Consider the following 27,000-nt stretch of genomic DNA (forward strand, 5'->3'; position numbering starts at 1 on the left):
GGTTAAGCTTAGACTCGTAAGCTTAACAAACGCGCCTTCAAGGAGCTTTCCAACGCGTCAAAACGTTCAGACAAGGCAGCTTCAATATCCTCAATAGCCGAACCAGTAGAAATACGTTTAAATGAACCACCAATCAGAAGCGAATCCATTACAATATTGTTTTGTGGAATATCAGAAAAATAACGCGAGGGGTCCATTGAGCTAATCACATTATTCGCCGCACCAGAAATCAGTACTCGGTTTAACGGGCTATTTAAAATGTGATTAGGATCTTGACGGATATCCTCGGTTTTTTGCCCTAGTCCTTTTACTGAGCCCAGCGGGATAATATGGTGGTCATTCAAGCCATCTGACGCATTCGCTGGCCACAACACAACATCACCCTGCTCGTTCTTTCTGAATGCATTAAGTGGTTTAGTTTCTGTTGCATGTAAGTCATAACTAGGCGACACACTCAAAACGTATTGCAAAATCAGATTATGAATACCTTCTTTCGGATACTCATTTAAACGCTGCATCAATAGTTCTTTAGACGCAAACTTGTCATCTTGGAAAATCTGCGCTTCTCGATCCAAGATTACCTGTCCCTCTCCGTTAGCAACCCAGTTGTACAGCTGATTAATATCATCAATCACCACTGCACTTTGATCATAAAGGTAACGACCAGAGAACGCACTCGTCCAATACCAGAACTCGACTTTTTTATGCACCGCAGCATCATTCCAAAAGCGATCTTCCGCAAAGATGAAAGCGATAGGCTGAATCATTAGCTTGTAGTGCAACTTGTTAGAGTTATAAACACCGCAGCGAATCAATAAGAACGAATATGCGCGCTGTACGGCCAAAGTCGCGGTTTCAATATACTTGCGAATAATTTCAGTATCTAGACTCAGCAATGTTTTTGAACTGGTATCTTTTTTCTTCACTTCAAAATCGTTGCCCGCTTCAAGCTCAATTTCACGACGAGCTAATGCAGTGCAGATAGCGAGAATCGCCTTAGAAAGATAACCAGAAGGTAAGCCATCAGACAAACTGTCGAGCTCATTGAGATACAGACCACCTGATGCACCACTAGCGTGTTGAAGCGAAGAACAAAGGGTAACCGGTTTAATAAACATGGAACGAATGATAGAGCTGAGTGAGTATGTCGACGTATCTCCAGCAACGCTCTTTGCAACTTTAGCTGATACCAAATCAAAGTCATCAAGCTTCATACCACCATCGTTCAAATGACAAAAAATAGGAATAGCTCGGCGAATATCGTTGGTCACCAGACTATTGAGTTTATAGTCATCAAAAATGTCACGAATTAAGTAGTTAGAAACGTTATTCTTCCACTCACTTTTGCAAGTGATGAAGATTTTTTCGATTTCTTCTGAGTAAACAATGCCATTTTCTTCACACTCTTCAATAGAATCAATGCCATCAAAAAGCTGTGCCGTATCGTAATGTTCTTTAATAAATGCAAAATCGTCTTCGTATTTGTCACGAATTGCTTGCATGTTGATTTCAGCAATCCCCTCTAAAATACGATTCACTACGATCGACTTAGTACCGATCATAAACAGTGGAATCATGCCATATTCAACACAGTCGTTGACAAATTGAGTGATGACCTGTGGTTTGGTCTTACCCGTCTCGATGGCTTTGATTTGGTTGTATGGAGAAAACCACTTAGACACGCCTTTACTGTTGCGCTCATTGAACGTTTCACAGTTAAAAATATCAACGATATCATTCGGCTCGAAGTGATCAAGACCGTCTTTATCAAATACGACCTTAGTGGCACTGAAAACATCCGTAACGTTTTCATTCGCCTTACCAACAACCGGCACGCGAATAAACCAACGCACTTTCATAGGATTAGCTTTTCTCGAAATAAACTCGGACAGTTCGGCTTGGTCGGAGAACTGAGAGAAGTCAAACACATCATTAAATGCATTATACAGCGTAGTCGTTCTCTGCTGGCCATCGAGTAAATACTCGCAAGGGTCTGCACTAGCTAGAGTGTGCTGAACCGTTTCCCCAATTTTACGCAAAGCAAAATCGTTTGACTGCCCTTCTAAAATCAAGGAACTACCAACCGGGAACTTAAGCAGAATAGATGCAAGTAAGCTTTGCTGTTTTGCTGTTCCCCATTTGTAATCCCGCTGGAAGTCAGGCAATAACAAAGTTTGATCGTTAATTTTCTTAAACGTGTCACTGAGAGAGCGTTCCATAACCAACCTTAAAATTTATTTTTAGTCAATATTTTATGCGGTTATTTTCTATCATATAAACCATTTACTTTCCATTGTTAATATAAAAAACTATTCAATACAAACACTTCTAACATTAATCTAATTACTCGCTCACACAAAATTAAGGATAAATATCAAAAATGAACTGAGAGTAGTGGAAACTCGAAGATCTTTAAGGTACCGCACTACTAAGCATTTTCCTTTTTCACAAGCAAGTGAACTATCCGGTAATTCCGGATAGTTCATCACAAGACATCATTTCGATGGCTTTTGGATTCAAGTTCCAGTGCTAGTATCAAACCCATCAACCGAAAAGCAACCCAAAAGCACTCTTGCTCACAGCACTCCACGTGCAGCCCCATGGGCTTTCACATGTGAAAGTTGCCAGGAGCATCAACAATAAATCCTTCCAACATCCCACAATAATTGGATTACTACTCCTCAAATCCCAGAACAAACAAAAATCTTAAGCCATATCCCACAAATACCGGACTGTGAGTATCAGCATCCCAACAACCATCATTAACCAGTCATGGATTATTAGCTTCGACCTCCCACAAAGATAGAGATTTGGAAAGCAACAGGTCAGCTCCCAGGAAAGGAATCTCTTCTATTGCTGCTTTAGCTGCTGGGATATGGGGCAAATATCTAACGCCCAAAATGGGCAACTTCGCGTGTTATAGCTAAAGGACGTCTGGGTTACGGTAATTGGTGACGAACAAGCAAAACCAAGGAGTAACCTAACGATGTTAGATGAGAACAGCGCAGCTTATCGCTGGCATAAAATGGCACAGCAGTGCAAACCAACCGAAGAGAAGCAAGCTTTCGAGCTAGCACTTTCACAATCACTCAATGCTCTGGCACAAGTCGAGCATTTTACTGATCAAGAGCCTTATTTGCTGGAGTTTTTAGCAAGTTGCTACGCCAACAACTTCTGGCGAATCCACCGTTCTTATAAAGACACAAACCCCGGTCATTTCGCCTGTCGAGTCCGCAACCGTGACAACGCGTTCGAGGCCGCATGGCACCATAACTGGTACATGAGTGAGAATCAAATGGCGCAGCGACACAATAAAAAGCACCGTGTTCGCTCGACACATATCCGCAAAGGAAAAGGCTTTCGCTACCCACCAAGCCGCTTTTCAAAAGCTAACGCTGAATGGGAATCCGACCTTATAGAGTACACCGAAGATGCCTTCGCCCTTATACGAGAAGTGCGGCATGAAATCCTATCCATCAAGAAGAAGGCCCAAACCTGTACAAAACGACTTCACAAGCTACATAAACACTTCAAAAAAATGGAGATGCAACATGACTAAAAAACCTGCCGTTGGCATCACAAACTATTACGGAGAGCTAGACCTGTCAGACTTTGATATTGCACTGCCAGAACAATCACCACAGCCAGAATTAATAAAAGATTTACCTCTATTTGTCGCCGATGAATCGAAGATACTAATGGTTGCGGCCAAAGACCTTGAAGCTCGATTGGAAAAGCTGTGCAAAGCTCTGACAGCTGAGTACAAAGTGAAATATCCAATACGCTACAAATTCAAAGTCAAAAAATCAAAAGGCTTACCAAAGATCACATGGTATCGCCTTATTCTTCATCGCTACCCAGACGAAGAGCTCGAAGAAAAAGAAGTATCGAACGGTGTATTGAGACGTTTTTCATACGCAATGCCCTGGGAGATCCCGCTGTATTTGCATTTGCTCGATGAGTTAGAAAAGCTGGATCAACGTGTCATCCGTATAAGCACACTGACCGAAGCCATTAAAGAACTCACTAAAGCCACCAAGAAATACAACACTTAACGTACTGGGTTGCTCCATACTTGCCGGTGTGGAGCTCCACTTAATCATGAACTTGTAGTTTGAAAATAGGTGGTAAAATTAAGGAAGTAGAGGCTTAGGAATACTAAGCTAAAGAGAAACAAAATTAATGGAGGTTTTATGGAGCTTTGGATTTGGTTGGGTGGTTTATTACTGACAGTCGCCGCAGTCGGTGGGGTATTTTGGTATTCCGGACGAGAGCGATAGCTTTATTGCGAACCTTCGGGTTCCTTTTTATTTGCTAATCGCCAATGCGATACAGGTCTTCTTTTATGTCTAAGCTTAGACCTAATGTCCTACTTTTCTTTTTAGTAGGATAGCGCTTACTAATTGGTGATCGTTGATGAACAATAACAGCCTTCACAATAGAGAATAATAAATATGCCGATATTGAAATCACTGCAATTTGCCAATTCATATAAGCTATCGCAGTCCAAAAAACTATAGCTGAAAAATGGCTTTTATGTACTAATACGATAAAACTCATAGCCCAATAGACAATTGGAACTGACATCAAAGCCCAGCCCCAAGCCGTATCGGTAGCCATAGCGAATCCCAGCAACAAAAGAAATAAACCGAAAACATTAACCACATGCTTCATACTTACGAACTCAATTAATTTCATATATCTAGTGTATCGCAGAATCAGAAAATGCAATTGTACACATATATTTTATTGTTCACTTTCACATGTTCATCAAAGGCATGGGGTAACAGCCTCTAGAACGTATCGGCTGGAACGAGGTTCGGATCAACGCGGTGGATACGCGGCTCGGTAAAAACTCTACCAGAACGCTTGGATTGTCCAAAATGGGCAGATCCAGAGTCTTTGCAGAGCAAATTGGATTGATATTATTTATCTAATTTAATCCCCCACGAAAGGAGAATGAAAATGACTAAATGTGATCATGTTAATATTGAAAACATGCAGAAAGCTGTTCAAGCATTGGAACGCGCAATTGATGCTGATATTGATGAACAGGTTGTTCAAGCACTTGAATCGGAAAATGTTATTGATATTGGTGTCATTGTTGATAAAAACGGAAATCCTGGCATTAGTAATGGCTTGCCGTTTGATGTCTACACCTCTAAGGATGACGCTACTTTGGTCGCTGCGGCGCTAAATGAAGCAGATGCTTTCCTGCTGTCGCTTATAGATAACCCAGCCCAGCTGGAACATCGTTCTGATTACCAGGTTCAACAAGACACAATCCTCGCCCTTGTTAACAATTTTACCAATGTTGATTTAGAGAATGTACCAAGCTTAGTGGTAGGTAATATCCAAGAAGCTAAACGGGTGCTAGAGGACACTATACAGCGTTTGTTGTAATCACTACTTCAGTTTGACCGTTGAACAATGTGAAATGCGATCGCTGGAACTGGATCGAATCGAGCTGGAATTTGTTATCGCCTTGGATGCTGATGAAAGCGATGAACCTTGGGAGAAAGTTTTAAGTATCGATGAAGCTGTTCGTTGATCGTGAAAAAAGCCGGGTTTCCCGGCTTTTTCCGTTTCTGATCTAGCGTTCGTAGGTGGTGATAAGTGTTCTAATGCCCTGATCATTTAGTACTAGGAAGTAGAGCTCACTGCTCGGATGGCCCCATTCCTCTATATTGTCAGCGGTGCCGTACTTTTGGGCTTTGCGACGACGCTCTCGTTCCGCAAGAGGGTAAATGCGAAGCTCCGGGTTCTGGATGCGTTTGACCAGTGATAGCCACGGGGCTTTGGGCTTGCCTGAGGTTATCCGCTCGCTGTATCGTGATACAGCGTGAGCTGTTACCAAGACCGTGCCCATTGCAGGTGTTTCGATAGCATCAAAGGTACCTGCGTATCGCTTTCGTTCAGCCAGCAGTAGTTCCGTAGCCTCTTCCTCAATGTTGGCCATGTACTCTGTTTTAGTGGAGACCTCGAGCTGCACTCCTGCCAAACGAGATTGTAGGAAGGCCGAAAACTTTTGGGCGCACTTTTTGTCAGATCTTCCCCGTACCAGTTTCTTGATGGCACCTTTTGATACAACAAGTTTGTAGCCTCTTCCTGTTCCTGGGACTCGGCCAAAAACTTGTTTTTCGAGCAGCAGGTAGCGAATGGCGCATAACTCGCAGAGTAGGGCGCTATCGTTGCTTTCAAAATCGAGGGTGACATTGAGTATGCCCTTTCGTTGGGTACCCACACGCCAAAATACTCTGCTCTGAATGCTACTAAGTTGTTCTGATACGGTCGTTAATGTCATCATAATTTTGTTTCCATTGAGGAACTGGTATGCAGCGTCGCCAGTTTCGCACTTATATGGTTTCAGTTAGCTTTGAGGAGTTACGAACATAAGCTGTTGACCATGTTCATAAAGCACCGGGTAAGGTAGTGTTTGCCCATCCTTAAGGACGGTATTGGGAGGAAAGTACATAGCTGACCATGCAGGGAGGCTGGCACTTAACTGCCGATAGAATTCATCGACCGGAAAGGAAACCTTTTCAGTTGTCTGCTGGAAAATAATTCGGCTGTATTGACTAGGGTGATTAGAATCTAGAATAAAACTTGCACCTGGCCCAGAAGTGATAAATTCAGGTGTTTGCCAATCATTTATCCGAGCAACGTGAGTTGCAATTACGCAATGCTCAGGTTTGCAGCCGAACTGAGGCGCATCCACTGTCCATATATTGATATCCCAGCCATTCAGTTCTGGCATCGTAATACCTTTATCGGCCAGTTTTTCAACGATTATTCCCATATTCTGGGCTGTATTTATTAGGCCTGCATCCACAAGTTCCTCGAACTTGATACGTGCATCATCGTTATTAGTAGCTTCTGTTTTGGGCATCCAGGCCATTAACGATGGGCGAGCGGACGGGTTATCAGGCGTCGCCATGATATTTCCTGCATTGAATGCTAGAGTCTGAGCGCCAGTCATCCCAGACAATGGCGCATCGAGTGAAGTTAGTAGGGCTGTTGCATTTAGTGCGCGAAGCAAAAGTGATTTTTTGTAGGAGTTGGTACCATCTGAGGAGTCTTGTAAATCTTGATCGTAAATCCCGCCAGCTCTAGCAATGTTTAGTGCTCTACTCTGTTGTGTATCGTATTGCTTTGGTGATACAGCGCAGCCGTTTAAAAAGAGGCTGCAAATGATAGTTGATAATAACAGTGTCAATTTGTGGTTCATTCGTCATTCTCCATTTGTTGAGATTAGTTTCATATATAACATCTCATGGAAAACCATAAACGCAAGTCTAAGAAAGTGGCTTTTTCAAATGTTTTTAATCTGTCACGAAAGAACAATTTAAAGTAAATCCCGATTGCTCCCAAAGTGGGCTTTCAGAAGCTGATCCGTTATGGGGAAGACGACTCGCAAGTATGGAGCAAGCCTAAAGGAAACATTTATTTTCAGTTAATTAAGTCTGAAGAAGCACTTGCTACTGGTGACCGTTTTTTCAAAACTCAGCCACTCATTTACGGATTTAAGAGCTTAGGAAGGCTAAGCTAAACATTAAAAAATTATCGAGGAGATGTTATGGAACTTTGGATATGGTTGTGTGGCTTACTATTGACTGTAGCGGCTGTAGGTGGCGTCTTCTGGTACGCTGGGCGGGAGAAGTAGAACTAAGCGCTATCTGACTTATCCAGCTCTTGCTTAAGGTGAGTGATGAGTGCTTGTTTTTCCTTTTCATTAAGCTGTTCTATTAGGCAAGCCAGCTCAGCTGAACTATCAGAGTCAGAGAAGAAAAATGCAACAGGTACACCCAACTCTTTTGCCAGCTTCTTGAGTGTACCGACATCTGGCATGTGGCGGCCTTTTTCATAATGATTCATTCGGCCACTCGCAGAACTTGGATCCATACCCAAACGGATACCGAGCTCTCTTTGGCTGATGCCAACTCGATTTCTAGCCTGTTTAAGGCGCTGCGGGAATACGTTTGTTCTAGACAAGTGAGAATCATCATCAACTTTTGATGCTTAGATTCTCTAAGTTTTTATTATACCTGTATACTTAGGATAACTAAGCACAAGATGGAGACTAAGATGAAAACACTAAAAAAGTTCGCACTATTTTGCGTTTTTTGTCTTGGTGCGTTAATGACTGTATATCAAAGCTGGGGTGTGATGTTGATGGCCTTTCCAAGCGTTATTTGGTTACATAAGCCTCTGGATGTTATCCACACAAATAAGTACATCGCGTTATTATTTTGGTTGGTACTCTTTTATATAAACTGGCTATTCACCACTGCCGCCGCCCTCACCAATTTCTTCATTCATGTCTGGCATTTGCACCAACAGAATATTCCGCTCAATGAGTCGTCTTGTACCAAGCGAACGCCTCGACGCATTAACCCAAGCACTGGTTTGTTGATGAAGAACAGGCACTTTGATATCGCAGGTAATGCTTATGGTTGGAGTGACGATTAAGATGAGAAAGCTCCTTCACTTCTTAAAATATTTGCCGGGTATGCTGATGATCCTTGCTGGGTTAATGATCGTCGATCCATTTTGGCGCCAAGTTACGCTTTGCTTGAAACTCACTTTCACATGTGATGGTCGAGAGTGATTATAACCTTTGTCGAATAAAAGCTAGTGAGATATGACCGACGTTACGCCCTCTATCGAGATATTCCCACTAATACTTGATTTCATTGGTGATAATTTCTATTTGAGGTTTAAAAGATTACTCAGTCAATACCTACAACAAAGATTAGAGTTATGGTAATAAACGACGGATGTTTTCTAGACAAGCAAGCACTTCTTGCTTGTCATATAGATTATCCGCTTTTCTACTTGTACTTTGCCTTACAACTAAACTCACAGGCAATATTTCAGAGACAACACCTTGTCCTTCCTCCATCTGTCTCAGCGCTAACTTAACTGCCCTACGTCCAAGTTCGTTGAAATCTTGCTTAACCGTTGTCAGAGGAGGTGAGAAAAATTGACTATCTTGAATACCATCAAATCCAACCACAGAGACTGTTTTAGGTACATGAATACCCGCCTCCGAAAGAGCGCATAATACACCGAGCGCCATCTGATCATTGGCCACTAATACGGCATCAAAAGGCACACCTTTTAACACTGCATCTTTAACTGCGTTGTAACCACTGGCCGCTTGCCAATCCCCCTCATAGTATGCCGCTTGTACCAATCCATGTTGCTGAATCTGTGATTGCCACTCTTGGTAACGAATCTGAGAAGCGGTGGATGCCTTAGGCCCAGAAATACACACAAAGGATTCGCGCTTATGTTCGATCAAATGAGACACCAACAAGTTTGCCCCGGCTTTATGATCACAACTGATATAATTAACAGGCGTCCCCTCTGGTACATCGATAAAAACTAACGTGAGCTGACTGAATTGCTCCACAAGGTTCTCTGCTATCTCTTTCGTTACTGGGGCGTTGATAATAATAGCATCCACTTGTTGGGCAATGAGTTCTCGAAGTGCTACGCGAAATTCATCAATCGAGTTGTCACCTAAAACGGCCAGCGCCGTTGCATAATTCATCTCATGCGCTTGGTTGCGAACGCCATTAGCAATAAGAGCCACACCGTGCAGTGAGATATCCAAAGAAACAATACCGATGATCCGTGATTTAGCTCGACTCAACATTTGAGCCCCTTTGTTTGGCACATAGCCAAGCTTTTTGATTGCGTCGTTGACTCGTTTTCGTGTTTCTTCTGCGACGTTATCTGCACCATTGGTTACGCGGGATACGGTTTGCGTCGAGACCCCTGCTAACCGAGCAACATCTTTAAACGTAACTGCCACTGCCTTCTCCTGTACTGGTTGGCTGTTCACTCTACCAAATTTTATTCGAATGTTCTCGTGAAAAATGTCGTAAAAAACATATAAAAATGTTCCCGAAAACAACAGATCTGTCACACAAAATCACATTCTAAAACCTGACAAATATCACATTTAAAGGGTTATCCAATCGAAATAAAGCCAAAAGCGCGCATGATTACCCTTAGATTAAATGTTTGCGAAAACAGAGAAACAACATGCAAAAAATTGTTCACTTAAAATCCAAGAATCACAGCATGATCATCAAAGTGGATCGTGTACCTGAAATCCTCCATTGGGGAGCAAAGATCGCGCAAATCGATCCTGATTTAATGCTCTCAACCGAACGCCCTATCTCTCAAGCTCGTCTTGATGTCGACGTCCCGTTATCACTCTGTCCTGAACTTGGTAGTGGCCACTTTAATGCACCAGGTATTGATGGGCATCGCAATGGCGAAGATTGGGCACCAGTGTTCACAACTAAATCCATTGAGCACGATGACAACAGCGCGAGATTTACCCTGCAAGATAACATTGCAGGTCTTGAATTATTGATTGAGTTACAACTGGACTTTAATAGTGATGTGGTACAAAAACGCATCACTGTAAAAAACACAGCTGCCGGTGAATATTACTTGGGTAAGCTCTCCTCTACCTTGCCACTTCCTAATCATGCCAACGAGCTGATGACTTTCCACGGACGCTGGTGTCATGAATTTCAAACTCAACGTTTGCGCTTTGAACATGGTGGCTTTATGCAAGAAAACCGCCGTGGCCGAACCTCTCATGAAAATTTCCCTGGTCTGTTCGCTGGGACGAATGGCTTTAGCGAGCAGTTGGGTCACGTATGGGGCTTTCACCTTGGTTGGAGTGGTAACCACCAACTTCGTGCTGATGTCCGTAGTGACGGTCGTCGCTTTGTTCAAGCCGGTGAACTATTGTTGTCTGGTGAAAAGCGTCTACAAAGCGGTGAAATATATCAATCACCATGGCTTTACGCGACATACAGTCACTCTGGTTTGAATGGTATTTCAGAGCGATTCCACGAGTTTGTTCGTGCCAATATTATTCAATTTCCAAACAACAAACCCCGCCCTGTTCACTTAAACACGTGGGAGGGTATCTACTTCGATCACAACCCTGACTACATCATGCAGATGGCAACCGAAGCTGCTGAGATGGGTGTGGAACGCTTCATCATTGATGATGGCTGGTTCATTGGTCGTGATGGTGAACGTGCCGCACTTGGTGACTGGTATTTAGATGAAACGAAATACCCAAATGGTCTTGAGCCTGTCATCGAGCACGTAAACAACAAAGGTATGGAGTTTGGTCTTTGGGTTGAACCAGAGATGGTCAGCCAAGACTCAAACCTCTATCGCCAACACCCAGATTGGGTATTGAGTCTGCAAGGTTACCACCAGCCTTCAGGTCGTTGGCAATACGTATTGGATTTGCAAAACCAAGATTGCTTCAACTATCTGTTTGAGCGTTTGAATGACTTATTAACTCGCTACAATATTGGTTACCTCAAATGGGACATGAACCGTGAATTAGTGCAACCAGGGCATCAAGGGAAACCGGCTGTTCATGGTCAAACTAAAGCTCTTTACCGCCTATTAGATGAACTTCAAGCTGCGCACCCTGCGGTTGAAATTGAGTCTTGCTCTTCGGGTGGTGGCCGTATTGATTTTGAAATTCTTAAACGCACTCATCGTTTCTGGGCTTCTGATTGTAACGACGCGTTAGAGCGTCAAGCGATTCAACGTGGTATGAGCTACTTCTTTCCACCTGAAGTTATGGGGGCTCACATAGGCCCTGCCGAGTGTCACTCAACCAATCGTCGCCATGCCATCAATATGCGTGGTGTCACAGCGTTAAGTGGCCACATGGGCGTTGAGCTTGATCCAGTAAAAGAAAGCACAGAAGAAAAACAAGCTTTTGCTCATTACATTCAGCTGCATAAGCAATATCGCGATTTACTTCATTCCGGACGCACTTTCCGCATCGATCCCGCTGATCAAAATCAGAACATCTATGGCGTAGAAAACGGACAAGAAATGCTGATCACTGTTTGCCAGTTGGCCATGCCAAATCACGCGCTTCCATCTCCACTTCGAGTCAGCTGTGCGGATGAACACGCCTGTTACGAAGTTAAAATTGTAGAAATGCCAAAGACCAGCTTCCAGTTGATGAAGCAACGTCCTCAATGGTTAGACAAAACCCTAACGTTAAGTGGCGATAACTTAAAAGAAATAGGGGTGACACTTCCGATTCTTGATCCAGAGTCAGCACTGATTGTTCACCTTAAAAAAATGTAAACCTCTAACTGCCCTCTAGCGACCGGATTTCAACCTCTCGTTGTTCCTGATAAAACACTCCTATTATGCGCTAGAGGGACACCCTACAACTAACAAGCAAAACTTAATTGCTTAACTTGTTAAGGAAACAAAATGTCTATTACAGTATTAATATCGTTCTTGCTGTTTACAGGCTTTGTTGTGGTGTTCACTTACAACAAAGTTAAAAATGATAAACACAACTCTCAAGACGGCTTCTTCCTTGGTGGACGAAGCTTAACAGGCGGGCTCATTGCCAGCTCTTTGATTCTTACCAACCTGAGTGCCACTAGCTTTGTTGGAATGAGCGCGCAATCCTACACCCACAATATGAGTGTGATGGGCTGGGAAGTCGCCTCTGGCGTTACACTGGTTATCATTGCGCTACTGCTTGTACCACGTTATCTCAAACAAGGCATTACCACCATTCCAGACTTCTTAGAAAGCCGTTACGACATGTCGGTGAAGAAGTTCGTTACCCTATTGTTCTTGTGTCAATACGTCATCAACATTCTTCCTACCACTCTTTACGCTGGCGCAGTGGTACTGGGCGAAATCTTTGATGTGCAAGCTTTATTGGGCATTTCTGAGTTCAGCGCTATCGCCCTTATTTCTGCCACCATCGGTTTACTAGGCTTCTTCTATGCGATTTACGGAGGCCTAAAAGCGGTGGTCATTGCAGACACAATTAACGGTGTAGGCTTGATTATCGGCGGTTTGATGATCCCAGTGTTTGGTCTGATGGCATTAGGTAGCGGCAACTTCATGGAAGGCTTAGACGTATTGCTGACTGCCGCACCAGAAAAGCTGCAATCGGTAGGTAAAGAAACCGATCCACTGCCATTTTCTACCCTGTTCACAGGTCTATTGTTGGTGAACTTGTACTACTGGGGTACTGACCAATCAATTATCCAACGTGCACTTGGTGCGAAGAACCTAAAAGAAGGTCAAAAAGGTGTCATTCTGGCAGGGGCGATTAAGGTTATCTCTCCACTCTTTCTTATCATTCCGGGCATCATTGCGTTCCACATGTTTGGCGCAGATGCAGGCAACCCAGATACGATGTACACACGTTTGGTTAACGAAGTATTGCCTAAGCCACTTGTTGGCTTCTTCGTTGCAGTGATGTTCGGCGCTATCCTAAGTACCTTTAACGGTGTATTGAACAGCTCAACAACCTTGTTTGCTTTAAACGTTTACAAACCATTATTTGGCAAAGACAAATCGGATGAGGAGTTAGTCGGTAAAGGTCGTATCTTCGGCGTTATCATTGCGATCATTTCAGTCTGTATTGCACCTTTCATCATGTATGCACCAGAAGGTTTGTTCCAATACTTACAAATGGTTGCGGGCTTCTTTAGTGTGCCTATCTTCACCATCGTATTTGTGGGCTACATTTCAAAACGTGTACCTGCTATTGCCGCAAAAATTGCACTGACCGTATTTGTTAGCTCGTATGCTGCGATGCAGTTGATCTTTGACACTCCAATTCACTTCCTACACCAATTAGCAATTCTGTTCGTTGCGTGTACTGTTCTGATGTTTGTGATTGGTCACTTCATGCCACGTGATACAGATTACGTGATGCCAGTGAATGAGAATATCAACGTGACGCCGTGGTCATTCCGCTTTGAAGCATCAGCAGTCATCATATACATGGTATTGGGGGCTTACGTTATGTTCTCAGATTTTGGCTTTGTTTCGAACGATCCGACCATTATGCAAGTATACGGTTTCTGTGGTGTGATCTTGATGCTTGGTGTGATTTCTAACTACCTCATCAAGCGTAGAAAGCACAAAGAAATATCAAAGCTAAATGACATGTACACACCATAAGCAAACAATGTCTATTGTTTAGTCATAGAAAATCAGCAGTAAATAAATGTTCTGTGTACTCAAACGACAAACATACTTTGAGTGCACAGGCTCTAGTTATATAAATGTTTAAAGGTTGAAATAGATATTTATGACAGTTCTCGTCACAGGCGGTATGGGATATATCGGCAGCCACACATGTGTTCAGATGATTGAAGCAGGAATGGAGCCAATCATTGTCGATAATTTGTGTAATTCCAAAATGGAAGTGTTAAATCGCATTGAAGCACTAACAGGTAAAAAACCGACTTTCTACCAAGGTGATATTCGTGATGAATCCTTTTTGGATTCGGTATTTTCCAAGCATAACATTCAAGCTGTAATTCACTTTGCTGGTCTGAAAGCCGTAGGGGAATCTGTCGAAAAGCCATTGGAATACTATGACAACAATGTAAATGGCTCACTTGTTTTGGCGCGCAGCATGCGTAAAGCGGGCGTAAAAAGCATTGTATTTAGCTCATCAGCAACGGTTTACGGCGATCCTGACATTGTGCCGATTACGGAAGAATCTCCAACAGGGGCAACCACTAACCCTTATGGCCGCAGCAAGTACATGGTGGAAGAGTGCTTTAGCGATTTGTTCAACGCAGAAAACGATTGGAGTATCACCTTGTTACGCTACTTCAACCCTGTTGGTGCACATCCATCAGGCACCATGGGTGAAGACCCTCAGGGTATCCCAAACAACTTGATGCCGTTCATTGCGCAAGTAGCAGTAGGTCGCCGTGAAAAACTGTCAGTATTCGGCAATGACTACCCAACGCCAGACGGCACAGGTGTGCGTGATTACATCCACGTAATGGACTTGGCAGACGGCCATATTGCAGCGTTGAAATCGGTGGGCGAAAAAGCTGGTTTGCACGTTTATAACTTAGGCACGGGTAAAGGATCTAGCGTGCTTGAGATGGTCGAAGCGTTCGCAACGGCTTGCGGTAACCCAGTGCCTTACGAACTTTGCCCTCGTCGACCTGGAGATATCGCAGAATGCTGGGCAAGTACAGAAAAAGCAGAGAGAGAGCTAGGTTGGAAAGCGACTCGCAGCATTGCTGAAATGACGGTAGATACATGGAATTGGCAATCGAGTAATCCAGATGGATATTAGTTAATTTGAAATTTCTTACAAACAAATTGATGAATTTGGGTGTGTGCCAAATCGAAAACAGACTAAAAAAGATGAGCAAGTAATATGTCAAATATTGAATTCAATCCAATAGATCATCCACATCGCCGTTACAACCCATTAACTGGGCAATGGGTTTTAGTATCTCCACATCGAGCTAAACGTCCTTGGAGTGGGGCTGATGAGAAACCAGAGATTGACGAACAATCAAGTTACGATGAGAAGTGCTTCCTTTGTCCAACGAATGAGCGTATTTCTGGGGATGTAAACCCAGATTACCAAGGTACATACGTATTCCAAAATGACTTCGCAGCGTTGATGGTGGACTCGCCGGATGCACCTAAGTCAGATAATCCACTGTTCAAAACTCAAGGAGTACGAGGTTTGAGCCGCGTCATCTGTTTCTCGCCTGATCACAGCAAAACCTTACCGGAACTGCCAGTTGATAAAATTCGCGGCGTGATTGATACATGGAATGATCAAATCGAAGAGTTAGGCAAAGACTACGTTTGGGTTCAAGCATTCGAAAATAAAGGCGAAACCATGGGTTGTTCTCAGCCTCACCCACACGGTCAAATCTGGGCGAACAGCTTCTTACCAAACGAAATTGAGCGCAAAGAGCGCAACTTAAAAGCGTATTACCAAGAACATGACAGCAACTTGCTGGTGGACTACGTACAAGCTGAACTTAAAGACGGTTCACGCACAGTAGTTGAGACTAAACACTGGGTTGCTGTTGTTCCTTACTGGGCAGCGTGGCCATTCGAAACCATGCTACTTCCTAAAACGCATATTCGTCGAATGAGTGAGCTAACCGATGAGCAACGCGATGACCTTGCGGTTGCAATCAAAAAGCTAACCAGCCGTTACGACAACCTATTCCAATGCTCTTTCCCTTACTCAATGGGCTGGCATTATGCGCCATTCTTTGAAGAAGGCACCGATATTGACCATTGGCAATTACACGCGTTGTTCTACCCACCATTATTGCGCAGTGCAACGGTTCGTAAGTTTATGGTCGGCTATGAAATGCTGGCAGAAAGCCAACGAGACCTAACCGCAGAACAAGCGGCGCAGCGTCTACGTGACCTAAGCGATGTGCACTACAAAGAGCAATAACGTCTCAAAGTAGACTGATAATGAATAACGGGATAGCGCACCTTTACAGATAAAAAGTTAGGATCACAACGATATCCCAATACCAAATTTATAATTTAAGAGAACGTCCCAATGTCTGATCTAATCCAACATGTGAATACTTCTTTTGAACAAGTTCTGGGCTATGCACCAAGCCACATTATTCAAGCGCCTGGCCGTGTAAACCTGATTGGTGAGCATACTGACTACAACGACGGTTTTGTATTGCCATGTGCGATCAACTACCAAACGGTAGCGGCGGCAGCAAAGCGTGAAGACAGCCTAGTGCGTGTGGTTTCTGTGGATTACGGTAATGCTGTTGATGAGTTCGATATAACGCAAGAAATTACATTCCAACCAGACAAAATGTGGGCGAACTACATTCGCGGTGTGGTGAAATGTCTTCTTGCTCGTGGCTACCAATTCACGGGGGTGGATATTTCAGTAAGCGGCAATGTACCTCAAGGTGCGGGTTTAAGCTCATCGGCAGCGTTGGAAGTGGTGATAGGCCAAACGTTTAAAGTTCTGTTTAATCTAGAAATCAGCCAAGAGGAAATCGCCCTAAATGCACAACAAGCGGAGAACGAATTCGTCGGTTGTAACTGCGGCATTATGGACCAAATGATTTCAGCAAAAGGTCGTGAAAATCACGCGATGCTGTTGGACTGCCGTAACCTAGAAACTGAAGCGGTCTCGATGCCAGAAGATATAGCGGTTGTGATCATTAACTCGAACAAAAAACGTGGCTTGGTAGACAGTGAATACAACACTCGCCGTGATCAATGTGAAGAAGCCGCGCGTATCTTTGGTGTGAAAGCACTGCGTGATGTCACCATTGAGCAGTTTAACGAAAAAGTATCTGAGCTGGATGGAATCGTCGCAAAACGAGCTCGTCACGTGATAACTGAAAATAATCGCACTGTAGAAGCCGCACAAGCACTTCGTGCACACGACTTAAAGCGTATGGGGGAACTCATGGCTGAATCTCATGCATCTATGCGGGATGATTTCGAAATCACAGTAAAAGAAATCGATATTTTGGTTGAGATGGTGAAAGAGGTAATCGGCGATCAAGGTGGGGTGCGCATGACGGGTGGCGGCTTTGGTGGTTGTATTGTGGCACTTGTGCCGCCAGCTCTGGTTGAAGACGTGAAAGCGACAGTTGAAGCGAAGTACCAAGCAGCAACGGGATTAAAAGAGTCGATTTATGTTTGCCAAGCCCAAAATGGCGCTGGATTAATAAATAACGCCGAAGAGCGAACTTAATCAACCGTCAAATGATGCATAAGTAGGACAAAAAACACTCTAAAATACCTAATGTCAGTCAGTTCATCTGGCTGGCTTTCTTTTTATTAGAAGTCCTAGTTGTTTTCTGCTGGTGTACTGTCGTCAGAAAATTCGCGACAATGTGCCTATTTTGAATACGAACGGAACGCTGTGCGTAAACGCTGTAGCTGAGCAGGGTGAGCAGTTGAAATGGCATATGAGAACGTTAATTGGATAAAATCGATTAAAATGTAATGAAACACTTTAATCAAAGTGGTGGAGCCCTGAGCCTGAATCGTTGAGAGTTTTTATTTTGGTGTAAGGCTCATACGAGCCCACGAGAATCATGTATTCTTTGTTGGCTATATTTCTCACACATATTTCATCAAAAAGGAGGAATAATATACGATCGAAAGGATAGCAACACTATAATCTCGGTCGTATGATGTAACTTCGACAGCATATTTGTTCGTAATTACTATTAGGACAGCCATGGCAAAGTTAACCATCGATACACAATATGGCATCATAATTATCCAAGACTTAGAAATTGTATTCGTAAATGAATACTACGCACACCTTTATGGATACTCCAGCGTATCTGAGCTACTGAGGTCGATAGACTCATTTCTTGATTTAATCGATCCGTCTTACCACTCACAAGCTATTGATAACTACTATCAAACGTTGAAGGGTGCTGTTATGCCACGAGGGAGAACCATTAAGAATCACGATCGCAACGGTCGAGAGTTCTCAGTGTTTGCCATCGATCACGTGATTGAGTGGAACGGAGAACCCGCTTTACAAGTCACCATTATCGACCTTTCAGCGCAAGAACGAGCCCAACAACAACTTAAAGAAAATGAACGGAAATTCAAGCAGCTGATCACCGAATCAAGGCAAGGAATTAGCGTCCACCGAGACTTTAAACCTATATTTGTTAATCAAGCTTGGGTCGACTTGATGCGCGCGCCGTCGATCGACGCCGTACTTAATGATGTGAACTTGCTTTCTTTAGTACCAAAGGAGGAGCACACCAACGCTCAGTTACGTTATACATCACTCATTAGTGGTCGGTTATCGGGGGCCAAGACGGTTGTAAAAAATCGATGTTTTGATGGAGAAATTCGTTACTTTTGTGTCTACGACAACTTGATTGAATGGGATGGAGAGCCAGCTGTTCAAGCCGTTATCGAGGATATTACCGATCGCGTAAAACTCGAAGCGAAGTTAAGACAGCTTTCAGTGACCGATCCACTTACCGAGATCTATAACCGTAGGGAACTCGATCGTGTGCTCAACCAAGAGTTTCAAAGAGGGCAACGTTATGACCACCCATTTTCGGTTATCCTGCTCGATATCGATCACTTCAAGATCATCAATGATACTTATGGCCATGATGTGGGCGACAGTACATTAAAAGCTATTGCCAACACACTTCGTGACACCCTACGCCAGACTGATGTGTTAGGCCGTTGGGGAGGAGAAGAGTTTTTAATTGTTTGCCCGTCCACAGGCATTCAAGGAGCCTTGCATCTCGCAAATACTTTGAGGGCACGCATTGCGAACATGACACTACGCGATGTGAAGTCCATCACAGTCAGCATCGGCGTCGCCAGTCTACACAATGACGACACACAAATTTCCGATATCCTTAAAAGAGCCGACAACGCGCTCTATGACGCAAAGCGCAACGGAAGAAACTGCGTGAAGGTTGTTCACCACCCGTAATATTGTCAGACGACCATTTCAACACTAACGAATCAAATACTGATACAATATACCATGAACGACACTTAATTCAGGCAATGCTCATCCACTCGAAGTCCCCAAATCTCAGTGGCCTCGTCTATGTTTTCATTCATGTCCGACACTTTCACCAACAGAACATTCCGCTCAATGATTCGCTTAGTATCAAGCGAACACCTCAACTTATCAACCCAAGCATTGATGTATCGATGAAGAACAAACACTTTGACACGACGGAGGAAACTTATGGCTGGAAGAATGGTTGAAATTGATAGGTGATGATCACTCCGCTCCCAAAGGAAAGGATCGTGAATAGAAAATGATCCATGCACCATGGTAAAGCCCTCACTCAACAGCTTGTGAGTTTAATGATCAAAAGATATCTCCTTCTTATCCACAACAAGTTAACTTAAGCTCGCCTGCACGCTCATAACATTGCCCACGTATATAGTCCCTGCCAAACAGAAGACTATTTATAACAAAAGATAAAGTTCTATATCTATAGATCAGGATACCCATGTCCAAAATACCAAGTTGGTATGGCAAACCAGGACCTATGCTATATCACCGCAGAAGTTTTCGAACCGAGAAGAGCGATGTCACCGTCTTTCGTCAACTATGGACAGGAAAGTGATGCATTTGAATCTAACCATCACGTCTACTACCAGAGATTTAGAATTTCTCCAGACAAGAATAGTGACATATCTTCTGATGCATTTTATGCTGTTATTTAGTAGTTAATTGCCCGATTGGATCTTCATTTATATAGCAAAAGGGAACATTCACTTTGGTAAGGAAACGATCATCGCCCCTAACCAGCTAGCGAGTGGAAACCTCTCTTGTTTTTCGTCGCTGAAGAGAAAGATCGCGAAAGCTAATCCGGTTTCCCACTATTCCCACTTTTCCCATCCTAATCTATGATGGAAGTCATCTTGGGAAGTCAGTATTTGACCATAAATTGCAATTTGGTCCCCAATCGGTCCCCAAGACGTCGCGCGAGGCCAGCTATTATGGGAAACTTCACTTTCTGTATCGGGAAGTAAATAATCGAACGCGCGGTGCTGAGCTTAACTCACACCGCGTTTCTTTTTGTACGGCAAGCCATCCATGAGCTTTAGCCGTCGCATTCAATAAGGAAGAAGTATGATCCACATTATTACAGGCAGCACGCTAGGTGGCGCAGAATACGTAGGGGATCACCTGAGTGATCTACTCAACGAGAATGGATTTGAAACAACGATCCACAACCAACCGTCCCTCGATGAGATCGAAAATCAAGGAACGTGGTTGGTGATCACCTCAACCCATGGGGCTGGTGAGTACCCTGACAATATTCAACCTTTTATCGCGGCATTACAAAATACCCCGCCGAAAATGACCGACGTAAAGTTCGCAGTGATTGCGATTGGTGATTCAAGCTATGATACGTTCTGCGCCGCTGGTCAACACGCTTATGATTTACTAGAGGACATTGGTGCCACACCGCTCGCTGATTGTCTTAAGATTGATGTACTGAGCCATGCTGTACCCGAAGACGCCGCAGAGGCATGGTTAAAAGAGAATATCGAACGCTTTTAAGCTCCCCGCTTTCCCTTCAACAGAGTCGAAATTCGGCTCTGTTTTCCCCAATGTGAATAACTCCCGTCAAATTATTTTGTTTAACTGCTCAAAAACCAACCAAACGAGTTGTGGATAACTACGATAAGATCCAGTGGTTTTCCTTTAGTTATCCCAATAACAACTTTGATCAATTTCACCACCTGTGTATAACTACCACTTTTGATCCCAGGTAATCCTCGATCTGATCCAATCATGATCACAAGATATGATCCAAAGAAGAACCATGATCTTGTTGATCATTTTTAGGTTATCCACAGAAACGGTCGATCCTAATAGTAGATCTAATAAAAGATCATATATATAGATCTTATATATATTTATCTTGAAGCTTAAAACGGATAAAACGAGAAAACGTTTTTCTCTGTGGCATAAAGCAGGTAAAATACGGCTCCTTTATCTGTCCATTAAATCCCTTTGAATACCTGAGGTCAGTTCATGCTTTATCACGAAAACTTTGACGTCATTGTTGTCGGTGGCGGACACGCAGGAACGGAAGCCGCGCTCGCATCTGCACGCACAGGACAAAAAACGCTTCTCCTTACCCATAACATCGATACATTAGGCCAGATGTCTTGTAACCCGGCGATTGGTGGTATTGGTAAAGGTCACTTAGTAAAAGAAGTGGATGCTATGGGCGGTTTGATGGCTGAAGCCATCGACCATGCAGGTATTCAATTCCGTACACTAAATGCCTCCAAAGGTCCTGCAGTTCGAGCGACTCGAGCTCAAGCCGATCGCGCTCTGTACAAAGCGTACGTCCGTAACGCATTAGAAAATGCACCTAACTTAACACTGTTCCAGCAGTCAGTGGATGATCTGATTGTTGAGCAAGACCGCGCGGTTGGAGTGGTGACTCAAATGGGACTTCGCTTCCATGCGAAAGCCGTCGTACTAACGGTAGGTACGTTTCTTGGTGGTAAGATCCACATTGGCATGGAGAGCTCTTCAGGCGGACGTGCAGGAGATCCACCGTCGATCGCATTAGCGGATCGATTACGTGAACTGCCATTCCGTGTGGATCGTTTAAAAACGGGTACCCCACCGCGCATTGATGCTCGCACCGTTGATTTTTCAGTGCTTGAAGCTCAGCACGGTGATAACCCTACCCCTGTATTTTCATTCATGGGTAAACGCGAACAACACCCGCGTCAGATCCCATGTTTTATTACGCACACCAATGAGCAAACGCACGACGTGATCCGTAGCAACTTGGATCGCAGTCCGATGTACGCGGGTGTGATTGAAGGCATTGGTCCGCGTTACTGCCCGTCGATTGAAGACAAAGTGATGCGTTTTGCGGATAAAAATAGCCACCAAATCTTCATTGAGCCAGAAGGTTTAACGACGCACGAGCTATATCCTAACGGTATCTCGACTAGCTTGCCATTTGATGTGCAAGTACAAATCGTTCGCTCAATGAAAGGCTTTGAAAATGCGCATATCGTTCGTCCTGGTTATGCGATTGAATACGATTTCTTCGATCCACGTGATTTGAAGCAAACGTACGAAACCAAGTTTATTCATGGTCTGTTCTTTGCTGGTCAGATTAATGGTACGACTGGCTACGAAGAAGCCGCAGCGCAAGGCTTGATGGCCGGTCTAAACGCAAGCTTGTACAGCCAAGACAAAGAAGGCTGGAGCCCACGTCGTGACCAAGCTTACATGGGCGTATTGATTGATGATTTATCGACCATGGGTACGAAAGAACCGTACCGCATGTTCACTTCTCGTGCGGAATACCGCTTGTTGCTACGTGAAGATAACGCCGATTTACGTTTAACGGAAAAAGCACGCGAGTTAGGCTTGATTGACGATGTTCGTTGGGCTCGCTTTAACGAGAAACTCAATAACATGGAAACGGAACGTCAGCGTTTGAAATCAACGTGGATGAATCCGAAATCAGAAGGCGTGGATGAGCTGAACAAGCTGCTGAAAACCCCAATGGCACGTGAAGCGAGTGGTGAGGATCTTCTGCGTCGTCCAGAGATCACTTATTCGCAACTGACGCAACTTGAAGCGTTTGCTCCTGCACTTGAAGATCAGCAAGCGGCTGAGCAAGTTGAAATTCAAGTAAAATACGATGGTTACATCAAGCGTCAGCAGGAAGAGATCGAAAAATCACTACGTCACGAAAATACCAAGTTACCTGCTGATTTGGATTACCGCGATGTAAAAGGTTTATCAAACGAAGTCGTTGTTAAACTGAGTGAAGCCAAACCAGAGAGCATCGGTATTGCATCGCGCATTTCTGGTATTACGCCTGCAGCAATCTCTATTCTACTTGTTCACTTGAAAAAGCATGGTTTGCTGAAGAAAGGTGAGGAAGAATAATGAGCGCATTGCGAACAAAGCTGGATTCACTGATCGCGAAAACCGATTTAGAAGTGTCAGAGCAACAAAGAGAGCAATTGGTCGGTTACGTCGAACTGCTCGACAAGTGGAACAAAGCGTACAACTTAACGTCGGTGCGCGATCCGCTTGATATGTTAGTGAAACATATCCTTGATAGCATCGTGGTGAGCGCACACCTGCCCGGTGAGCGCTTTATTGATGTTGGTACTGGTCCGGGCTTACCGGGCATACCTTTGGCAATCATGAACCCTGAGAAGACCTTCTTCTTGCTCGACAGTCTTGGCAAACGCATCCGTTTTATCAAGCAAGTCGTGCACACATTAGGGCTGAAAAACGTGACACCAATTCAAAGTCGCGTCGAAGAATTCCAACCTGAAGAAAAATTTGATGGCGTTTTGAGTCGAGCTTTTGCTTCAATGACAGACATGGTGGAATGGTGCCACCATTTGCCGAAACAAGAGCATGGGGTGTTTCTAGCGCTGAAAGGACAGCACCCTAAAGATGAAATGGATCAGCTTCCTGAATGGTGCAGTGTGACAGAGATCATATCTTTAGCTGTTCCTGAGTTGGAAGGTGATCGTCATCTAGTAATCTTATCGCGCAAGGAAAATTAGCGAGGTAATCGTGGGTAAAATTGTAGCAATCGCCAACCAGAAAGGTGGGGTCGGCAAAACAACAACGTGCATTAACTTAGCGGCTTCGATGGCGGCAACAAAGCGCAAGGTTTTGGTGATCGATCTCGACCCGCAAGGCAATGCTACGATGGCCAGTGGCGTGGATAAATATATGGTCGATGCCACCGCATACGATCTTTTGGTCGAAGATACACCGTTCGATCAAGTCGTTTGTACCCAAACCACAGGGAAGTATGATTTGATCGCGGCGAACGGAGACGTAACCGCGGCAGAGATCAAATTGATGGAAGTGTTCGCTCGCGAAGTGCGTTTAAAAAATGCATTGTCGTCAGTTCGCGATAACTATGATTTCATCTTTATTGATTGTCCTCCTTCTCTAAACCTTCTTACAATCAATGCGATGGCGGCAGCTGATTCTGTGCTGGTGCCGATGCAATGTGAATACTTTGCGTTAGAAGGTTTAACTGCTCTTATGGACACAATCAGCAAGTTAGCGGCTGTGGTTAATGAAAACCTCAAAATCGAAGGTTTACTGCGTACTATGTACGACCCGCGCAACCGCCTATCGAATGAAGTGTCCGATCAACTTAAAAAACACTTTGGCAATAAAGTTTACCGTACCGTCATTCCGCGTAATGTGCGTTTGGCTGAAGCGCCAAGTCACGGTAAACCAGCGATGTACTACGATAAGTACTCTGCAGGGGCCAAAGCGTATCTTGCTCTAGCGGGCGAAATGCTCCGCCGCGAAGAAATCCCAGTTTAACTCTAACCTAAGGAATTCAATCCCATGTCTAAGCGTGGTCTCGGAAAAGGACTGGATGCGTTATTGTCGACCAGTTCGTTTGCTCGTGAAAAACAGCATATTGCATCGCATAGCCAAGAATTATCGGCAGACGGTGAGTTAACCGACTTAGCGATTGCTCAATTGCAACCGGGCGTATACCAACCGCGTAAAGATATGGCGCCTGAAGCGCTAGAAGAATTAGCGGCTTCGATTCAGTCACAAGGCATTATTCAGCCAATCGTGGTTCGCCAGGTTGAAAACGGCCAGTTTGAGATCATCGCTGGTGAGCGCCGCTGGCGTGCGGCAAGGCAGGCTGGTTTAAAACGCGTGCCGTGTTTGGTGAAGAAAGTCGAAGATCGCGCGGCGATTGCCATGGCGTTGATTGAGAACATTCAACGTGAAGACTTGAATGTAATTGAAGAAGCACAAGCGCTTGAGCGCTTACAAGACGAATTTACGCTTACGCATCAACAAGTCGCAGAAGTGATTGGTAAGTCGAGAACGACGGTCAGTAACTTGTTACGTTTAAACCAGCTTGAGTCCGATGTGAAAAGCTTGGTTGCGGATAAATTGCTAGAAATGGGTCATGCGCGAGCGCTATTGGCCTTGCAGGGTGAGAAGCAGGTTGAGGTTGCTCAACAAGTCGCGAAAAAGCAAATGACTGTTCGCCAAACCGAACAGTTAGTAAAAAAGTGCTTAGCCCCACAAAATGAGCAAAAAGGGCAACAAGAAGATACCGAAGCTGAGCAAATGTCGCATAAATTGAGTCAGCTGCTTGATGCAAAAGTTTCTCTGACCCGTTCTGCAAACGGAAAAGCGAAATTAACGATAAGTATTGATGAGCCTCACAAATTGGACCAACTAATTGCCAAGCTTGAGGCCTAGATGAGATAATTGATTTAGGTCAATTAATCTAATTAATCTAATTTTGTGCGAAAGTTGTCGTTTTGTAAACAAAACTGTAAGTTTTTGATGCAATCGAATTGCTTTACGTTGAACTGAACGTATAATTTTCGCCAATTTCCCAGCACAGAGAGTTTAGTGCGAAGTGGATATTACTAGAGGTACGAATACATGGTAGCTGCGTTAGCTAGACCAGGACGAGAGCTCGCAAGGCAATTGTTAATGATCCAGTCTGGCGCGGTTATTTTTGTGGCAGCAGGAATGGCGGTAGCCATAAATCCTGACTGGGGATTTTCAGCGTTGATTGGCGGAGGCATTTTTGTTGTTGCCAATGCAGTATTCGCGTTGTGTGCTTTCATGTTTAGTGGGGCTCGCGCTGCCAAGCGCATCGCGGCTTCCTTCTATACGGGTGAAGTACTGAAAATTCTCATCACGGTTGCACTGTTCTATGTTGCCTACATGTATATGCAGGTGGAACTTGTTCCCCTCAAACTAACCTATTTGCTGGTACTAGGTATTAATATCTGTGCACCAGTGCTATTCATTAACAACAAAAAATAGGATGAGTTATGGCTGCGCCAGGTGAAGCGCTAACATCGTCCGGTTACATTGCCCACCACCTTTCTAACCTATCGCTGTATAAGTTGGGTTTAGTAGGGTCGGAGACAAGTTTCTGGAACGTACATATCGATAGCCTGTTTTTTTCTTGGTTTACTGGTTTAATCTTCCTCGGAATTTTTTACAAAGTAGCGAAGAGAACAACAGCGGGTGTACCGGGTAAGCTTCAGTGTGCTGTAGAAATGATCGTTGAATTTGTCGCCGATAACGTCAAAGACACGTTCCATGGACGCAACCCACTGATCGCGCCTTTAGCACTGACTATCTTTTGTTGGGTATTTTTGATGAACGTGATGGACTTAGTTCCTATCGACTTCTTACCGTACCCAGCAGAACATTGGCTAGGTATCCCTTACCTTAAGGTTGTACCGTCTGCTGATGTGAATATCACCATGGCTATGGCTCTAGGCGTTTTTGCATTGATGATTTACTACAGTATCAAAGTGAAAGGTCTAGGTGGATTCGCAAAAGAACTTGCACTACATCCATTCAATCACCCACTTATGATTCCGTTTAACCTACTGATTGAAGTGGTATCGCTACTGGCGAAACCTCTATCACTTGGTATGCGTCTATTCGGTAACATGTTCGCGGGTGAGGTTGTATTCATTCTTTGTGCGGCAATGCTACCATGGTACTTACAATGGATGGGTTCACTACCGTGGGCAATCTTCCATATCTTGGTTATTACGATTCAAGCCTTCGTATTCATGATGTTGACAATTGTTTACCTGTCAATGGCACACGAAGATCCTGATCATTAATTT

General features: G+C 44.0%; 23 protein-coding genes. 17 read left to right on the forward strand and 6 right to left on the reverse strand.

Features of this window, described 5'->3' with window-relative positions; genetic code table 11:
- Positions 1 to 8: 8 nt before the first annotated feature.
- Positions 9 to 2,219, reverse strand: a complete 2,211-nt coding sequence (locus NL645_RS20060; protein ID WP_253652284.1) for a DUF262 domain-containing protein — start codon at positions 2,217 to 2,219, stop codon at positions 9 to 11.
- An 806-nt stretch (positions 2,220 to 3,025) separates the two neighbouring features.
- Here NL645_RS20060 and mobI point away from each other — a divergent pair.
- Positions 3,026 to 3,559, forward strand: coding sequence for a conjugative transfer protein MobI(A/C) (mobI, locus tag NL645_RS20065; RefSeq protein WP_100069985.1), 534 nt, complete (start codon positions 3,026 to 3,028; stop codon positions 3,557 to 3,559).
- Positions 3,552 to 4,055, forward strand: a complete 504-nt coding sequence (locus NL645_RS20070; RefSeq protein ID WP_005491616.1) for a hypothetical protein — start codon at positions 3,552 to 3,554, stop codon at positions 4,053 to 4,055. The genes mobI and NL645_RS20070 overlap by 8 nt, the downstream gene beginning before the upstream one ends.
- A 259-nt stretch (positions 4,056 to 4,314) precedes the next feature.
- On the opposite strand, the gene NL645_RS20075 is transcribed toward NL645_RS20070, so the two are convergent.
- Positions 4,315 to 4,620: a hypothetical protein gene (locus NL645_RS20075; protein WP_253652285.1), complete on the reverse strand. Its 306-nt coding sequence runs from the start codon at positions 4,618 to 4,620 to the stop codon at positions 4,315 to 4,317.
- A gap of 345 nt (positions 4,621 to 4,965) precedes the next feature.
- Between NL645_RS20075 and NL645_RS20080 the strand changes: the two genes are divergently transcribed.
- On the forward strand, positions 4,966 to 5,403 hold the full coding sequence (locus NL645_RS20080; RefSeq protein WP_253652286.1) for a hypothetical protein: 438 nt from the start codon (positions 4,966 to 4,968) through the stop codon (positions 5,401 to 5,403).
- Between the two features lie 190 nt (positions 5,404 to 5,593).
- Here NL645_RS20080 and NL645_RS23220 read toward each other — a convergent pair whose 3' ends face one another.
- The 3 genes from NL645_RS23220 to NL645_RS20095 all read right to left on the reverse strand — a co-directional run bounded on the left by NL645_RS23220 (position 5,594) and on the right by NL645_RS20095 (position 7,992).
- Positions 5,594 to 5,959, reverse strand: a complete 366-nt coding sequence (locus tag NL645_RS23220) for a hypothetical protein (protein ID WP_309248900.1) — start codon at positions 5,957 to 5,959, stop codon at positions 5,594 to 5,596.
- Positions 5,960 to 6,370: 411 nt separating this feature from the next.
- A complete protein-coding gene (locus NL645_RS20090) occupies positions 6,371 to 7,228 on the reverse strand; it encodes a hypothetical protein (protein ID WP_253652288.1) in 858 nt (285 codons plus the stop codon).
- A gap of 437 nt (positions 7,229 to 7,665) precedes the next feature.
- Positions 7,666 to 7,992, reverse strand: coding sequence for a helix-turn-helix domain-containing protein (locus NL645_RS20095; protein ID WP_253652289.1), 327 nt, complete (start codon positions 7,990 to 7,992; stop codon positions 7,666 to 7,668).
- A 93-nt stretch (positions 7,993 to 8,085) separates the two neighbouring features.
- On the opposite strand from NL645_RS20095, the gene NL645_RS20100 reads away from it, so the two are divergent.
- The gene (locus NL645_RS20100; RefSeq protein ID WP_253652290.1) at positions 8,086 to 8,469 is read left to right on the forward strand and encodes a hypothetical protein; all 384 of its coding nucleotides are present in this window, start codon (positions 8,086 to 8,088) and stop codon (positions 8,467 to 8,469) included.
- Between the two features lie 289 nt (positions 8,470 to 8,758).
- On the opposite strand, the gene NL645_RS20105 is transcribed toward NL645_RS20100, so the two are convergent.
- Complete coding sequence (locus NL645_RS20105; RefSeq protein WP_253652291.1) at positions 8,759 to 9,820, reverse strand: LacI family DNA-binding transcriptional regulator; 1,062 nt, start codon at positions 9,818 to 9,820, stop codon at positions 8,759 to 8,761.
- 233 nt (positions 9,821 to 10,053) lie between these two features.
- On the opposite strand from NL645_RS20105, the gene NL645_RS20110 reads away from it, so the two are divergent.
- The 13 genes from NL645_RS20110 to atpB all read left to right on the forward strand — a co-directional run bounded on the left by NL645_RS20110 (position 10,054) and on the right by atpB (position 26,997).
- Positions 10,054 to 12,156: an alpha-galactosidase gene (locus tag NL645_RS20110; RefSeq protein WP_253652292.1), complete on the forward strand. Its 2,103-nt coding sequence runs from the start codon at positions 10,054 to 10,056 to the stop codon at positions 12,154 to 12,156.
- Positions 12,157 to 12,288: 132 nt separating this feature from the next.
- Positions 12,289 to 14,010, forward strand: a complete 1,722-nt coding sequence (locus NL645_RS20115; protein ID WP_253652293.1) for a solute:sodium symporter family transporter — start codon at positions 12,289 to 12,291, stop codon at positions 14,008 to 14,010.
- A 130-nt stretch (positions 14,011 to 14,140) separates the two neighbouring features.
- Positions 14,141 to 15,151, forward strand: coding sequence for a UDP-glucose 4-epimerase GalE (gene galE, locus NL645_RS20120; protein WP_253652294.1), 1,011 nt, complete (start codon positions 14,141 to 14,143; stop codon positions 15,149 to 15,151).
- 84 nt (positions 15,152 to 15,235) lie between these two features.
- Entirely contained in the window at positions 15,236 to 16,288 is a 1,053-nt protein-coding gene (locus NL645_RS20125) for a UDP-glucose--hexose-1-phosphate uridylyltransferase (protein ID WP_253652295.1), read from the forward strand.
- 111 nt (positions 16,289 to 16,399) lie between these two features.
- Positions 16,400 to 17,572, forward strand: coding sequence for a galactokinase (gene galK / locus NL645_RS20130; protein ID WP_253652296.1), 1,173 nt, complete (start codon positions 16,400 to 16,402; stop codon positions 17,570 to 17,572).
- A gap of 492 nt (positions 17,573 to 18,064) precedes the next feature.
- A complete protein-coding gene (locus NL645_RS20135) occupies positions 18,065 to 19,303 on the forward strand; it encodes a sensor domain-containing diguanylate cyclase (protein ID WP_253652297.1) in 1,239 nt (412 codons plus the stop codon).
- A gap of 1,161 nt (positions 19,304 to 20,464) precedes the next feature.
- Positions 20,465 to 20,899 (forward strand): FMN-binding protein MioC, encoded by a 435-nt coding sequence (mioC, locus tag NL645_RS20140; RefSeq protein ID WP_005394096.1) that lies wholly within the window; start codon positions 20,465 to 20,467, stop codon positions 20,897 to 20,899.
- Between the two features lie 477 nt (positions 20,900 to 21,376).
- Positions 21,377 to 23,272 carry a tRNA uridine-5-carboxymethylaminomethyl(34) synthesis enzyme MnmG gene (mnmG, locus tag NL645_RS20145; protein ID WP_253652298.1) on the forward strand — a complete coding sequence of 632 codons (1,896 nt, stop codon included), beginning with the start codon at positions 21,377 to 21,379 and terminating at the stop codon, positions 23,270 to 23,272.
- Positions 23,272 to 23,907 carry a 16S rRNA (guanine(527)-N(7))-methyltransferase RsmG gene (gene rsmG, locus NL645_RS20150; protein WP_005378902.1) on the forward strand — a complete coding sequence of 212 codons (636 nt, stop codon included), beginning with the start codon at positions 23,272 to 23,274 and terminating at the stop codon, positions 23,905 to 23,907. Before mnmG ends, rsmG begins: the two co-directional genes overlap by 1 nt.
- A 10-nt stretch (positions 23,908 to 23,917) precedes the next feature.
- Positions 23,918 to 24,691 (forward strand): ParA family protein, encoded by a 774-nt coding sequence (locus NL645_RS20155; RefSeq protein ID WP_005383838.1) that lies wholly within the window; start codon positions 23,918 to 23,920, stop codon positions 24,689 to 24,691.
- 24 nt (positions 24,692 to 24,715) lie between these two features.
- The gene (locus NL645_RS20160; RefSeq protein ID WP_253652299.1) at positions 24,716 to 25,597 is read left to right on the forward strand and encodes a ParB/RepB/Spo0J family partition protein; all 882 of its coding nucleotides are present in this window, start codon (positions 24,716 to 24,718) and stop codon (positions 25,595 to 25,597) included.
- A 189-nt stretch (positions 25,598 to 25,786) separates the two neighbouring features.
- The gene (locus NL645_RS20165; protein ID WP_005378921.1) at positions 25,787 to 26,176 is read left to right on the forward strand and encodes a F0F1 ATP synthase subunit I; all 390 of its coding nucleotides are present in this window, start codon (positions 25,787 to 25,789) and stop codon (positions 26,174 to 26,176) included.
- 8 nt (positions 26,177 to 26,184) lie between these two features.
- Positions 26,185 to 26,997, forward strand: coding sequence for a F0F1 ATP synthase subunit A (gene atpB, locus NL645_RS20170; protein ID WP_005378922.1), 813 nt, complete (start codon positions 26,185 to 26,187; stop codon positions 26,995 to 26,997).
- The last annotated feature ends 3 nt before the right edge of the window (positions 26,998 to 27,000 follow it).

This window comes from Vibrio sp. Y51_MX_L26 (assembly GCF_024181935.1).
GTDB lineage: Bacteria > Pseudomonadota > Gammaproteobacteria > Enterobacterales > Vibrionaceae > Vibrio > Vibrio diabolicus.